The organism is Candidatus Delongbacteria bacterium (genome assembly GCA_041675285.1).
GTDB lineage: Bacteria > CAIWAD01 > CAIWAD01 > CAIWAD01 > CAIWAD01 > CAIWAD01.
This window is the reverse complement of sequence record JBAYTZ010000004.1, coordinates 148,537-162,239: the sequence shown is the minus strand read 5'-3', so window position 1 is coordinate 162,239 and position 13,703 is coordinate 148,537. Positions and strand designations below refer to the sequence as shown.

General features: G+C 68.5%; 9 protein-coding genes. 4 read left to right on the top strand and 5 right to left on the bottom strand.

The features are described from left to right. The first annotated feature begins 172 nt into the window (after nt 1–172). The 3 genes from WC326_05610 to WC326_05600 all read left to right on the top strand — a co-directional run bounded on the left by WC326_05610 (nt 173) and on the right by WC326_05600 (nt 8,381). Nucleotides 173–3,421: a phospholipase D-like domain-containing protein gene (locus WC326_05610; protein MFA7330537.1), complete on the top strand. Its 3,249-nt coding sequence runs from the start codon at nt 173–175 to the stop codon at nt 3,419–3,421. 594 nt (nt 3,422–4,015) lie between these two features. Next, nucleotides 4,016–6,979 carry a T9SS type A sorting domain-containing protein gene (locus tag WC326_05605; protein ID MFA7330536.1) on the top strand — a complete coding sequence of 988 codons (2,964 nt, stop codon included), beginning with the start codon at nt 4,016–4,018 and terminating at the stop codon, nt 6,977–6,979. Nucleotides 6,980–7,178: 199 nt separating this feature from the next. Then, entirely contained in the window at nt 7,179–8,381 is a 1,203-nt protein-coding gene (locus WC326_05600) for a hypothetical protein (GenBank protein ID MFA7330535.1), read from the top strand. 269 nt (nt 8,382–8,650) lie between these two features. Here the strand turns inward: WC326_05600 and WC326_05595 are convergent, their stop codons facing one another. Genes WC326_05595 through WC326_05585 form a run of 3 tightly spaced genes read right to left on the bottom strand, consistent with a single transcriptional unit; the run spans nt 8,651 to nt 11,048 of the window. Continuing rightward, a complete protein-coding gene (locus WC326_05595) occupies nt 8,651–9,358 on the bottom strand; it encodes a cytidylate kinase-like family protein (protein ID MFA7330534.1) in 708 nt (235 codons plus the stop codon). A gap of 29 nt (nt 9,359–9,387) precedes the next feature. Then, nucleotides 9,388–10,872 (bottom strand): RecQ family ATP-dependent DNA helicase, encoded by a 1,485-nt coding sequence (locus WC326_05590; protein MFA7330533.1) that lies wholly within the window; start codon nt 10,870–10,872, stop codon nt 9,388–9,390. Next, a complete protein-coding gene (locus WC326_05585) occupies nt 10,869–11,048 on the bottom strand; it encodes a SlyX family protein (protein MFA7330532.1) in 180 nt (59 codons plus the stop codon). Before WC326_05585 ends, WC326_05590 begins: the two co-directional genes overlap by 4 nt. A gap of 102 nt (nt 11,049–11,150) precedes the next feature. Here WC326_05585 and rarD point away from each other — a divergent pair, with 102 nt between their 5' ends. Continuing rightward, nucleotides 11,151–12,038, top strand: coding sequence for an EamA family transporter RarD (gene rarD / locus WC326_05580; GenBank protein MFA7330531.1), 888 nt, complete (start codon nt 11,151–11,153; stop codon nt 12,036–12,038). Here the strand turns inward: rarD and WC326_05575 are convergent. Then, nucleotides 12,035–12,886, bottom strand: coding sequence for a patatin-like phospholipase family protein (locus tag WC326_05575; GenBank protein ID MFA7330530.1), 852 nt, complete (start codon nt 12,884–12,886; stop codon nt 12,035–12,037). The genes rarD and WC326_05575 overlap by 4 nt on opposite strands. Beyond that, nucleotides 12,883–13,692: a DUF2797 domain-containing protein gene (locus tag WC326_05570; GenBank protein ID MFA7330529.1), complete on the bottom strand. Its 810-nt coding sequence runs from the start codon at nt 13,690–13,692 to the stop codon at nt 12,883–12,885. Before WC326_05570 ends, WC326_05575 begins: the two co-directional genes overlap by 4 nt. Nucleotides 13,693–13,703: the final 11 nt, after the last annotated feature.

Here is a 13,703-nt window from a genome sequence, read left to right as displayed (position 1 = left end):
CCCCCATCCCATCGCGCTCCGGCAGATGACTGGCGAAGCGATGGGATCCCCCGGTCAAGCCGGGGGATGACGAACGCCTCGCCCCCATCCCATCGCGCCTCGCACAGGCGACAGGATGAGAAGACGAACGCAAGGAACGCGGCCCGCGCTGCGATGACCATAGGAGCGAACGATGAAACACATGCTGAAAGTCCTGGCGCTGGCCGTCCTGGCGCTGTCAGGACAAGTCGCTGCGCAGATGGCCGATCACCCCGTGATCAGCGAACTGCGCTTCTACGAGGTGTCCGGCATCAACGAAGAATTCGTGGAAATCCACAACCCCACGGCTGCCGCGGTGGATGTGGGCGGCTGGAAGATCCAGTACAAGTCCGCCACGGGCACCACCTGGCAGGACAAGCAGACCCTGCCGGCAGGCCAGCTGCTGCTGCCCGGCCGCTACCTGCTTTACGGCGGCACGGCCGTGGTGCCCGCGCCGGATTTCGCCACCGGAGTGGCCCCGGGCTTGGGCAACTCGGGCGGCCACGTGCGGCTGGTCAACGCCCAGTCCGCCACCATCGACCGGGTGGCCTGGCTCACCGGTGACACGCCGGAAGGCACGGTCATTTCCGTGGCCCACGCCCGCGGCGGCAGCTACGAGCGCAAGGCCTTCGAGACCTCCACGGCGGCTGGCATGGCCCCCGGCGGCGCCGACGCGCTGGAAGGCAACGGCTGGGACGCCAACAACAACGCGGCGGACTTCGTCACCCACGACACGGCGGGAACCTGCAGCCCGCAGAACTCCGCCAGCCCGGCCGAGCCCGACGTGCCCCTCGAGGACGGCAGCGGCACGGCCACCATCAGTCCGGACCTGGTGACCACGCCCGACCCGGTGGACGTCTCCATCACGGTCACGGGCGAGGACTACGTGCTGACCATCGTGGAAGTCGTGCTTCCCGAAGGCTGGGAGGCCGCCTCCGTGGCCGTCGAGGGCGCCGGTTTCGAGGGCGGCACCTTCACGTCGAGCAACGGCGTGCTGCGGGTGGAAGGCGCCCAGGTGAGCGACCTCAACGACGGCACCTTCACGCTGTCGGCGGTCAGCCATCCCATGGCCACGTCGGCCTACACCTTCGTCGTGCGCACGGCCGTGGAAGGCGGCACGCCCACGCCCATCACCCAGAGTCCGGCCATCCAGGTCCTCGGCGATCCGATCCCCTGCTCGGCCCTGCGCGAGAACGGCATCGACGGCCTGCCCCTCTTGCTGGGCCAGACCGTGGTGGTGCGCGGCGTGATCACGGCGGACACCCAGCAGGGCGTGGCCGTCTACATGCAGGACGAGACCGGCGGCCTGGTGTGCTACAGCAGCACGCTCTCCGCCGCCGTGAACGTGGGCGACGACGTGACCGTGATGGGCACCGTGACCCACTTCAACGGCCTGGTGGAGCTGACCCCGGCCACCCTGATGGAGACCCACGCCACGGGCGTGGTCGTGGAGCCCACCGTCGTCACCTGCGCCCAGGTGATGGGCCAGGGCGCCGCGGGCGAACCCTACGAAGGCCTGTTGCTCCGCATCGACGGCATCACCGTGGACGGCACGGGCAGCTGGGCGGGCAACACCAACTACAACATCAGCGACGCCAGCGGCGCCAGCCAGATGCGCATCTCCTCCACCTGCGAGCTGGTGGGCACGCCCATTCCCACGGGCGCTTTCGATCTGATCGCCCTCTGCAGCCAGTACGACTTCAGTTCGCCCTACCACAGCGGCTACCAGCTGCTGCCGCGCTTCGCCAGCGACCAGATCCAGCTGGTGGGCCCGGGCATCACCGGCGGCCCCTTCGAGTCGGAGCACCAGACGGACAGCGTCCACCTGGAATGGACCACCCAAAGCGACGGCTCCACCATCTGCGTCTGGGGCGGCGTCGACGGCGTGCCGCTGGACAGCGTGGAGCAGGAGGATTTCACCACCCAGCATGGATTCACCATCACCGGCCTGGAGCCGGGCACGCCCTACTGGGCCCGGGTGGGTTCGCGCAACCAGACCGGCCTGAGCATGGGCAGCGACTACTGGTTCTCCACGGTCTCCCAGGGCAGCCCGGGCACGCTGGAGATCCTCTTCACCCAGGACGCCGAGACCGGCTACGCCACCGAGGGCAACGAAGCCCAAGACGAGATGGAGAACCAGATCCCCATCCGCCTCAACGCCCTGATCGACGCCGCGCAGACCAGCATCGACTGCGCCATCTACAGCCTCAACATCAGCAGCGTCGCCACGGCGCTGATCAACGCCCACGACCGCGGCGTGGCCGTGCGCTTCATCTATGACGCGGACCACAGCCAGCCCGAGGTCAACCAGCTGGTGAACGCCGGCATCACGGTCATCGACAACAGCTTCGGCCAGCACTCCAGCACCAACATCCAGCACAACAAGTTCATGGTCTTCGAGGCCGCGGACGACGACCCCGCCAACGACGTGGTCTGGACGGGCAGCGTGAACCTCATCGACCAGCCCAGCGACAACGGCATCCACGCCAAGGACAACGCGATCCTCATCGCCGACCAGGCGGTGGCCCGCGCCTACACGCTGGAGTTCAACGAGATGTGGGGTTCCGCGGGCATGACGCCCAACAGCGCCACCAGCTACTTCGGCGAGAACAAGACCAACAACACGCCGCACTACTTCCTGGTGGGCGGCACGCCGGTGGAGATCTGGTTCAGCCACGGCGACAACGTCAGCCAGCGCATCGTCAACTACCTGGGCACGGCCGACCACTCGGTCTACTTCTGCATTTTCTCTTTCTCGCGCAATGAAATCGGCTACGGCATGCGCGACGCCCACGAGCGTGGCGCCGTGGTGCGCGGCGTCTTCGACACCCAGGGCGACGAGTTCAGCGAGTGGACCACCCTGCAGGCCTTCGGCGCGGACATCTTCGTCACGGGCGGCTCGGGCGTGCTGCACCATAAGTACATGGTGCTGGACTCCGAGCAGCCGGAAAGCGACCCCGTGGTGATCGCCGGCAGCTACAACTGGTCCAACAGCGCCGAAGACGGCAACAACGAGAACACCGTCGTGATGCACAGCGCGGCCATCGCCAACCAGTACCTGCAGGAGTTCGCGGCGCGCTACCACGAGGCGGGCGGCACGGCGGACTTCAGCGACCTGGCCGAGCCCAGCCTGCGCCCGCAGGCCGTGCGCATCGCCGGCGCGCACCCCAATCCCTTCAATCCGGCCACCACGCTGGAAGTCGTGCTGCCCGAAGCCGGTCCGCTGACGCTGAGTGTGTACGACTTGGCCGGACGCCTGGTGGCGCGTCAGCAGCTGGACTGGGCGCCTGCCGGCTTGTCCACCCGGCGGCTGGACCTGGGCGGACATGCCAGCGGCCTCTACGTGGTCACCGCCGAGCACGCCCGGGGAGCGGACAGCGCCAAGCTTCTGTTGGTGAAGTAGCCCATCGCCACAGCCTGATCTTTGAGCCCCCGACCCCGCGGTCGGGGGCTTTTCATGGGCGGGGCCTGCGGGGTTGACTGGACTTCAACCCATTCTCACGTCAACACAGCTGGAGCCTTCGTCGCAATCCCGGCCGGCCCTGTTGCGAACGTCAAGCGCACGGATGCCTGGGGAAATTCTCCCACCTGGAACCCCTGCTTTCCGGGGAACCTGAACATATCAGCTTTCCGTTTGGAAGCGGCGCCCCCGGAAACTCCCTTCTAGGGGCGGGCGGGGGGGTTAGTGGGAGGGCGCGTGTGTTCATTATTTGAAATTCCCCTTGAACCTGCTGCCACACCTGAGGAACCGTTCAGCCATCTTGTCGCCTTGACATGAAAGCCCGAAACCATGTGCAATTCAAACTTCACGCCCATACAACTCCCCTGTGAACCAGTTCAACCATTTGATCTCAGCTCGACGAGATAACGCATTGACTGTCATCTGACTTCACTGTGCCGATCGCCAGCGCGGAAGAACTCAAAGCAGTGGCACAGGGTTTGCTCCGTACAATCTGAAGCGCCTATCCTTGTACCCACGCCAGCAAGGGACACTCTCATGAAGCCTTCCCATGCCTGCTTGTTCGCGGCTTTGTGTTGGCCGGCATTCGCCTCCGCTCAGGAGCTGCCCCTGGCCTGGCCCGACCGGCCGGCGGGCACCGTGCTGTACGTCGCGCCCACCGCAGCCTTCAACGGGGCCACCTTGCCCATGGGGGACGATCACCTGCTGCTGGCGTGGAGCGACATGCGGGATGGCCGCGGGCGGTTGATGCTGCAATCCTATTCCCTCGACCACCCGGCCGCCGGCGGCGAGTGGACCACGGAGGTGGATGGGCTGGGCACGGTGCGGGCGCTGGCCCACGAGCCCTCCGTCCTCACGCCCTTCATGCCCATCCTGACCGCCGACGGCCAGGGCGGCGCCTACGTCCTGTGGCACGAGATGCTGACGGAGGGGTGGGGCGAGCTGCGCCTGCAGCGGGTGAGCGCCGCAGGGCAGTTCCTCTGGCCGGAGGATCGGCTGGTGGCGCCTGCCGTGCCCGTCCCCGAGAACGACTGCCGCGACGCCGCGGAGCGTTGCCGCACGTGGACCGACGACCTGCGCTGGATGGTGGCCGACGACCAGGGCGTCTGGGTGACGTGGGTGGATCTGGACCGTCGGCGCTGGACCCTGCGCCTGGGGACGGATGGACAGGTCGCCCCGGGATTTCCGCCAACGGGTGTGGAATTGACTCCCGGGGATCTGAGTCGCCAGTTCCACAGCCGGGGCACGACGCTGTTGTACGCCTGGCAGGAAGGCAACCCGCCCGCGGTGCGCGGCAGGGTCCAGGGCCTGTTGCCCGACGGCAGCCCGCTCTTTCCCGCTGGGGCCTTGGCCCTGACGCCGGATGGCGCTTCCGTGAACGAATTCACCCTGCGGCCGGCGGGCGCCGGGAACTGGCTGGCGGCCTGGCTGGACGACAACCAGTTGCGCGTCCAGCTCTTCGACGCCGCCCTGCACGCCCAGTGGGCGGCCGGAGGCATTGTGGCGGGCACCGGAGCCAACAACTTCCACCTGCTCACCGGTCTGGAAACCGGCCCGCCCTGGTTCGTGGTCTTCCAGCAGAACACCGGCTGGCTGGCGCAGCGCCTCGCTGCCGACGGCGCCCTGGTCTGGCCGCAGCCCGCGGCCTTGGCCGTGTTGCCCGGCGAAGAGCAAGGCTGGATGGCGGGCGCCTCCCAGGACGAACAGGGCCTCGTGTACCGGCACTCGGAAGGACAGCTGGACTATCTCCAGCGCCTATCTGCGGATGGCACCCAGCTCTGGTCCCCCGCGCTGGCGCAACTGGAGAGCACCCCAGGCAGCGGCTTCGTGCACGACATGGGCAGCACGCCCAACGGCGAGGTGTGGATCTGCTGGCGGGAACTGGGGGAGGAAGGGGAGCGCGTGCTGCTGCGCCGCCGCGACCTGTCCGGCGCCGAGTTGTTGACGCCCGCGGACGGCCTGGCCCTGGATTTGGGGCCGGTGGCCGAGTCCTGCCTGTCTCCATTGGTGGAAGATGATTCCATTCTGGTGCCCTGGGTGGCGAACAGCCGGGTTTACCTGCTATCCGTCGATCCCGTCTCCGGCGCGCCGGCATGGGGCTGTCTGGAACGCCCGCTGGGATACCACGAACACTGGAAAAGCCCCCCGGTGGCCCCCACGGAGGCTGGCCTTTGGCTGGGCACGGTCACATACCAACAGGAACCGCCCCAATCCCTGCTCTTCCTGCAGCGCACGGACCTCCAGGGTCAGTTGACCCTGCCCTCCACCGTGGTCTTCCCCACCCTGCCGGACACGCTGGACGTGTTCAACTGGAGACTGGCGACGCTGGGCGAGGACGTCGTGGCGGCCGCGCACAGCTGGACCTCGTCGGGATCCCAGATCCGCCTGCAACGCATGGACAGTGCGGGCAACCGGCTCTGGGGCGACGCGGGGGTTCTGCTGCCCACCGGCGGTTCCTCCATTTCCCTCGACTTCGGCATGGTCGCCGGTCCGTCCGGCGTGTTGGTGGTGTGGTCCACCGGGGGCGCCAGCCCGTCCATCTATCTGCAGAAGCTGGACGGGAACGGGGTGCCGCAGTTCTCCGACCACAACGGCCTCGGTCGCCGGTTGGATCTGCCGTTGGCGCCCTGGTCGGGTTCGCGGTTCTCCGAGCTTTCCGACGGCGGCCTGTTGATCAGCAGCCCGGTCAGCCAGGTCCTGCACCTGCTGCGACTGGACCCGGCCGGCGAGGAACTGGGCGGGGTGGAGCTTCCCGGGCACCTGACCCCGGGCACGGCCACGCTGGATGCCGCAGGGCGCTTGTGGTACGCCCACGAGATTCGAGTGGAGCAAGCGGATTCCCTGCAGGTGGTGCGCGTGGATGCCGGCGGTGGGGAGTCCGGCCGTTGGACCTGGCCGCTGGATGGGAATCTGCTGCTGGACGCGGCGGCGTTCGTGTTCACCGGCACGCAGACGGCCCTGGTGGCGGTCTCCGGCGAGTACAGCGACGAGCTGGGTCCGCAAGCCGCGGCTTACCTGCTGGACGAGGATGGAAGCATCGGGACCCTCTTCGACGCGCCGATCCATCCGGTGCCCTACGTGGCGGGACAGCCCCGGCTCGTGGCCGCCCCCGCCGGAGACGTGCTGCTGCAGTGGCGCGACCTCCGGGGGAGCGCGCAGGGTTACGGCTACCAGACCCGTCTGGCCCGCCTGGATGTGCTGGACCCGGGAACTCCGGTTTCGCCGACCACGCGCCCCGCCCGCCTGCAAGTGGCCTCCGTGCACCCCAACCCCTTCAACCCGGTCACCCAGGTGGAAATCATGCTGCCGGAAGCCGGAGCGCTCACGCTCACCGTCTATGACCTGGCGGGTCGGCGCGTGTACGGGCCGGAGACCGCCTGGGCCCCGGCCGGACTCTCGCGCCAGCGGCTGGATCTGACGGGCCACGCCAGCGGCCTCTACGTGCTGAGCGCCGAGCACGCGCAGGATCGGGTCAGCCGCAAATTGTTGCTGGTGAAGTAGCGACCCTGACAACCATGAATCATCAAACCCCGTTGGCGTCCGCGTCAGCGGGGTTTTGCACGAAAAATCAGCGTCCGCGTGAACCACTCTTCAAAAAGCTCAAGATTCGCCAGCTTGCCTGCCGATACACAAGCAATCCAACAAGACAGGACCCCATTGTCGGTGGTCTTGACACAAGCTGAACAGACTGGGAGGACCCATGCGCTTCAATGATCTGAAATGGCTGAAGAGCGGGATGCTTGCGCTGCTGGTGGCGGGCGGCACCCTGGGCTTTGTCTCCTGCTCCGACGACGAGGAAGAGGACAACAACACCTCCTACGATCCGGAGTACGTCAGCGGCTCCACCAATGCCGCCGGCTTGGCGGCCCTGGATCTGGAGAACTACAACGTGGCCGTCACGGTGCTGAACGAGGCCAACCTGCCCGTCACCGGCGCCACCGTGGACGTCTTCCAGGGCGAGAGCTTCGCGCTGCTGTGGGTGGAATTGATGGGCTACTACCCGGTCTTCCAGGTGCTGGAGCTGGGCACGCAGGAACTCTACACCATCAACCTGACGCTGATCGAGTCGGGCGGCTTCTTCCAGACCTTCGAGGCGGATCCGGCCCACATCACCCAGCTCTTCGCTGACGGCTCCGTAACGCCGCATTGCTTCGAGGGCACGCTGAGAGACCTCTACATCGCGGCGAACACCACGCTAGGCGCCTATTGGGCCGTGCGTGTGTACGGCGAGGCCGCGGCGCTGGGCGATCCCGGCATCGTCAACCTGGGCATGTTCTCGGAGGGTCTCAACGAAGCCTACTTCGAGCAGCTGATGTTCGGTGCGGCCAGCATCTACGAGGGCGACGTCGTCCAGTACTGCTTCTACACGATCCATGCGGGCGGCCAGGACTACTACCTGCCCTACATCCAAATCGGCGACGTGATCTCCCAGCAGGAAACCGAGTACGACTACAAGTTCATCCTGACCTGGGGCGAGGCGCCCAGCGACCTGGACTCGCACCTCTACACGCCGACCATCGAAGGCAGCGCCTACCACGTGTATTACGCCAGCCGCGGATCCGGCGAAAGCGCCCCCTACGCCTGGCTGGACGTGGACGACGTGACCTCCTGGGGCCCGGAAGCCACCACCATCGAGACCCTCTACCCGGGCACCTACACCTTCGCGGTGTATGACTGGTCGGGCAACGGCCTGCTCTCCACCTCCGGCGCCCACGTGGAGGTCTTCAACGGCCGCACGCGGCAGGGCGGCTACGACGTGCCCGCCACCGGCGGCGACCAGCCGCATTGGTGGTGGACCGTGGGCACCGTGGACGGCACCACGGGCGAGTTCACGCTGGTGAACACGCTGACCGCGGGCAGCCCGGCAGGCGCCCCGGCCAACGAAGTGATGCCCAGCAAGTAAGCCGGCCGCATCCGTGAGACAACAAAGGCCCCGGCAACCGCCGGGGCCTTTTCATGCGGTGTCTGGCACGGTGCCTGACACCACGGGGGTGATTCGTCCACTGCGCCGGACAGGTGTCAGGGCTTGCGCACGCCCAGCAGGCTGAGAATCATCCGCACCATCTCCTCTTCGCTCACCTGCACGTTGTTGATCACCAGATGGAACCAACGCAGTGTCTGGCACGGTGCCTGACACCACTTGGGCGATTTGTCCACCGCGCCGGACAGGGCTCAGGGCTTGCGCACCCCTAGCAGGCTGAGGATCATCCGCACCATCTCTTCCTCGCTCACCAGCGCGTTGTTGATCACCAGATGGAAACTGGTCACGTCCTCCGGCGAGGTGCCGAAGTAGCGCTGGAGGAACTCCCCGCGCTCCCGGTCCTTGAGGCGGGTCAGCGTGCGCGACTCCGTCTCCGTCAGGTTGTTGAGCCGGGCGTGCTCGGCCACGCGCCACTCGAAGGGCGCCATCACCCGCACATGCAGGCCGCCCAGGATGTCCCGCGTGACCATGTGCGAGGCCCGCCCCACGAACACGGCGCGACCCGAGAGGGCCAGGTTGCGCATGGCGTTGGCCCAACGGTTGAAGATGGAGAGATCCGAAGGCGCCGCGCCGAAGGTGCTGTTCAGGTACTCCTCGAACTCCAGGTTGCGGCGCTGCACGTGCTCCTCGAAAAAGCGCCGGTTGAGTTCCGGGTCGCCGTCGATGTAATCAAACACCCGGCGGTCGTAGACGGCCCACTGCTCCTCCTCCATCTTGCCCGGGTTGAGGGCCGCCAGCAGCGCCAGACCCAGGCGGAATCCCGAGCAGCCGAATTCCCGCGAAATGGTGATGAAGGGCTGGGCGCGCGTGGGCTGGGGCTGCTGCAGTTTGCGGCGCAATTCGAACAGATGAGCCTGGCGCTGCACCAGCTTGTCGATGGTCGTGGCCTTGTCCGACATGCGGTCCTCCTGTGGATGACGCGGGCAGCTTAGCAATCCAGCTGTGGCTCGTGGAGGACGAACGGGCCGTTCGACCGGCAGACGTCGCAGTCGCCGCAGGGCGCCCCCGGCTCGGCGCCGAAAAAGCGGTGCAGGAAGCGGTGGCGGCACTCCGCGGCCCCCACGTAGCGCACCAGATCGTGCAGGCGGGTCAGGTCGCCGCGCTTCTTGGCCGCGGCGCGCTCCTCGTCCGCCAGCGGTTCGGGCAGACGCTCCCGCAGCACCTGGACGGCGCCGCGCTCGAGGTCGCCCTCCAGCACGCCGTGCCGCTCCAGCAGGCTCAGCGCCGTCTCCAGCCGGAAGTCGAAGCGGCTCTTGAAGACCAGCTCTTCGCGCAGGAAATCCAGCCCGCCCGCCTGCACCTCGCCGGGGCGGTCGCGCAGCAGCGTCAACAGCCGCTCCAGGAAACCCGGGGCGGGATTGGCCCAGTCCACGAACTGCATCTGGATCAACAGGTCCTGCTGGTCGTAAAGCAGCACGCAGTCCGCCGGCCGACCGTCCCGCCCGGCGCGGCCGATCTCCTGGGCATAGGCCTCCAGCGAACCCGGCACCTCGGCGTGGGCGATCAGGCGGATCTGCGCCTTGTCCACCCCCAGGCCGAAGGCGTTGGTGGCCAGCACGCGGGCCTGCGGATCGCCCATGAAGGCCTCCTGCACGGCACGGCGGCGCTGGCGAGGCAGCTGGCCGTGGTAGACCAGGTGCGGCAGGCCGGCCTTCTCCAGCAGCGGGGACAATTCCTCCAGGCTGCGGATCAGCGCGAAATAGACGATGGCCGAGCCCTCTGTCTCACGCAGCAGGCGGATCAGCCACTCGGCCTTCTCCTTCACGCCGTGCACGTCCTGGACGGCCAGCCGCAGGTTGGGCCGCTCCACGCCGTCGTGGAAGAGCCGGATCTCGGCGGGTCGCAGGCCCAGCTGCCGGACGATGTCCTCCTGCACGCGGGGCGTGGCCGTGGCCGTCAGCGCCAGGGTGACCGGGTCCTTCAGCAGCTGCCGGAATTCAGCCAGACGCGTGTAGTCCGGCCGGAAGTCGTGGCCCCACTCGCTGATGCAGTGGGCCTCGTCCACGGCCAGGAACTCCACAGGCCGCGCGGCCAGGGCCTGCCGGAAGGCGGGTTTGCGGAAGCGCTCGGGCGAAACGTGCAGCAGCCGGTGGCGGCCCTGGGCCAGCGCGCTCAGGATCCGCCCGCGTTCCGCGCCGGACTGGCTGGAGTTGAGGGTCACCGCGTCCAGGCCCCGGGCGCGCAGGGCGTCGGTCTGGTCCTTCATCAGCGCGATCAGGGGCGAGACCACCACCGTCAGACCAGGCCGGGCCAGGGCCGGCAACTGGTAGCACAGACTCTTGCCCTGGCCCGTGGGCATCACCACCAGGGCGTTGCCGCCGGCCAGCACGTGATCCACCACGGCCTCCTGCTGCCCGCGGAAGGACGGATGGCCGAAGTGTCGGTGCAGCAGCTCGCGCGCCTCCAGGCTCACGCGGGCCCGTCCCCGCCGCCGGCGGCCGCGGTCCGCGGAAACTCCCCGCGCGCCTCCAGGGCCCGGGCGAGTTGCTCCAGGCGCCGATCCTGCTCGCGCAGCACCTGGTTCAGCTGCTCCGTCAGTCGCTCCAGGTGCGCCAGTTTCTCCTCCACCCGCCGCAGTCGCTGCTCCACGTCGTCCTCCTTCCCTGTCCCGCGGGATGCCGCCCCGCTGCCCTACCTTCCTACCGCGACCGGCCGGCAGGATCCTTCGGCGCGCCAATCAGGGAGTCCCCCATGACCCAGGCCCGCCAGGGCATCTTCTTCGCCACGGGCGCCTACCTGCTCTGGGGCTTCTTCCCCATCTACTGGAAGGCCCTGGGACAGGTGCCGGCGGGCGAGGTCCTGGCCCACCGCATCCTCTGGTCCTGCCTGTTCCTGGCGGGATTCCTGCTCACCCGGACCCGCCGTGCCCATGTCCTGGCCGCGCTGCGCAACCGGCGCGCCCGCTTGGGCATCGCCGCCGCGGCCCTGCTCATCAGCGTCAACTGGCTGACCTACATCTGGGCGGTGAACTCCGGCCACGTGCTGGAGAGCAGCCTGGGCTACTTCATCAACCCGCTGTTCAGCGTGCTGCTGGGCGTGCTGGTGCTGCGTGAGCGCCTGCGCCCCCTGCAGTGGATTCCCCTGGCCCTGGCCGCGCTGGGCGTGCTGCTGTTGACCCTGGCCCAGGGACGCCTGCCCTGGATCGCGCTCACCCTGGCCGTGTCCTTCAGCCTCTACGGCCTGGTGAAGAAGACCACGGCCCTGGGCTCGCTCACCGGCCAGGCATTGGAGACGGCCCTGCTCTTCCTGCCCGCGCTGGGCTGGATCCTGCTGCAGACGCCCTCCGCCCCGCCGCGGCCGGCTCCGATCTGGATCCTGCTGGTCTGCGCGGGTCCGGTCACCGCCGTGCCCCTGCTGCTCTTTGCCGCCGGAGCCCGGCGCATCCCGCTCTGGCAGACGGGCCTGCTCCAGTACCTGGCCCCCAGCCTGCAGTTCATGCTGGGCGTCTGGCTCTATCACGAAGAGCTGGGTCCGGGACGTCTGCCGGGCTTCCTGCTGGTCTGGAGCGGGTTGGCGCTCTTCGCCGCCGAGAGCCTCTGGCGCGCGCGGCTGCGTGCCCCACTTCCCGCCGACTCCTAGCGTCGCGCCTGCCACCCCCGCTCGCGCAGCAGGCCCTTGAGCTGGGGCAGGGCGCGGAGGGCGGCCTCGCGGCCCGCCTGCCGGCCGGCCTGCACGTCGTCGAAGGCGTGGAAGTCCAACCCGGTCAGGTCCGGCCGGATCACCAGGTCGGCCAGGGCCCGACGCTGCTCGACGTTCTGCTTCTGGATGATGAAGTAGCTCTGGCGCAGCACGTCCACGGGGCCCTTGATCTCGCGCTCCAGCAGCGGATGCGAGACATCCACGGCCACGACGATGGCGGCGCCGGCCTCCCGGGCGCTGAGCACGGGCACCTCGTCCGTCAGGCCGCCGTCCACCAGCAGCCGGCCCTCCCAGACAATCGGTTCGAACAGCCCCGGCACGGTGGCGGAGGCCAGCATGGCCTCCAGCAGCGGACCCCGGCGCAGCATCACACGCTCGCCGCTGGCCAGGTCCGTGGCCACGCAGATCAGCGGCAGCGGACAGTCCTCCAGCCGCTGCACGAGGAGCAGGGGCGCCAGCTGCCGCCGCACTTTGTTCCACTCCAGCAGGCCCAGTCCGGCCCACTGCAGGTCGCCGATCCGCCACAGGTTCATGCCCTCGGCCCGGTTGGCGATCTCCGCCGGCGAGAGACCCGCGCAGTAGAGCCCGCCCATGATGCTGCCAATGGACGTGCCCAGCACCAAGTCCGGCCGCAGACCCTCCTCCTCCAGCACCTCCAGCACGCCCAGATGGGCGTAGCCCAGGGCCGCGCCGCCCCCGAGCGCCAGGGCGAAGCGGGGCGGCGGCGGGGCCGCGCCGGCGCACACTACCCAGACCAGCAGCAGCCAGGCGCTCAGGCGGGTCTTCATGGCGCGACCTCCGTCAGGCGCACGCACCAGGCGGAGTGCTTGCGCACGTTGAACACGCCGCGGTCGAGAATCCAGTACTGGCCCTTGATGGCCAGCAGGCGGCCCTCCACGGCCTCCTCCTTCTCCAGGTTGCGGCTGAGGACCTTGCTGGGCCACTCCAGCGCCGGATAGGTGAAGCGCCAGGGCTCGCGCTCGGGCAGCACCTCGCAGGGGAAACGGTCCCCCAGCAGGTCCAGCACCCGCCGGCGCTCCGCCGCCAGGTCCACCTCGGGCACCTCGTGGCGCAGCATCTTCTGCCAGTGGGTCTTGTCCGCCAGATGGCCGGCCAGGAACTGCTCCACCCGCCCGACGGAGAGCCGGTCGGGCAGGCGCAGCACGGGCAGCGCCAGACTGGCCCCTTGGTCCATCCAGCGCGTGGGCACCTGGCTCTCCCGCGTGATGCCAACCTTCAACCCGCTGCTCACGGCCAGGTAGAGGATGTGCGGCCTGAAGCAGTGGGTCTGGCCCCAGTCCGGATCCCGGCAGGGGTTGGCCTCCTGATGGAAGTGGCAGAGCTCCGGCTTGACGATGCAGATGTCGTTCTGCGGCAGACGGGCGAAGCAGGGATAACAGGAACCCTCGCCGTAGGGCTTGGCCGTGGGGCTGCCGCAGTGGATGCAGCGCAGCCCGCCGTCCCGGGACAAGCGCAGGCGTCTCCCCAGCAGCGGATTCAGGTCCAGCCCCGGCCCGCCGAAGGCGTCGCGCAACCGGTAGCGCACCGGATCCGCGACGGCCGTGTCCATCTTGGTCAAGGTTCCCCGCCACATCTGCCCTCCTG

Coding starts and splice junctions, on each gene's coding strand:
- WC326_05610 (MFA7330537.1), top strand. CDS start 173: ATGAAACACATGCTGAAAGTCCTGGCGCTGGCCGTCCTGGCGCTGTCA.
- WC326_05605 (MFA7330536.1), top strand. CDS start 4,016: ATGAAGCCTTCCCATGCCTGCTTGTTCGCGGCTTTGTGTTGGCCGGCA.
- WC326_05600 (MFA7330535.1), top strand. CDS start 7,179: ATGCGCTTCAATGATCTGAAATGGCTGAAGAGCGGGATGCTTGCGCTG.
- WC326_05595 (MFA7330534.1), bottom strand. CDS start 9,358: ATGTCGGACAAGGCCACGACCATCGACAAGCTGGTGCAGCGCCAGGCT.
- rarD (MFA7330531.1), top strand. CDS start 11,151: ATGACCCAGGCCCGCCAGGGCATCTTCTTCGCCACGGGCGCCTACCTG.
- WC326_05575 (MFA7330530.1), bottom strand. CDS start 12,886: ATGAAGACCCGCCTGAGCGCCTGGCTGCTGCTGGTCTGGGTAGTGTGC.
- WC326_05570 (MFA7330529.1), bottom strand. CDS start 13,692: ATGTGGCGGGGAACCTTGACCAAGATGGACACGGCCGTCGCGGATCCG.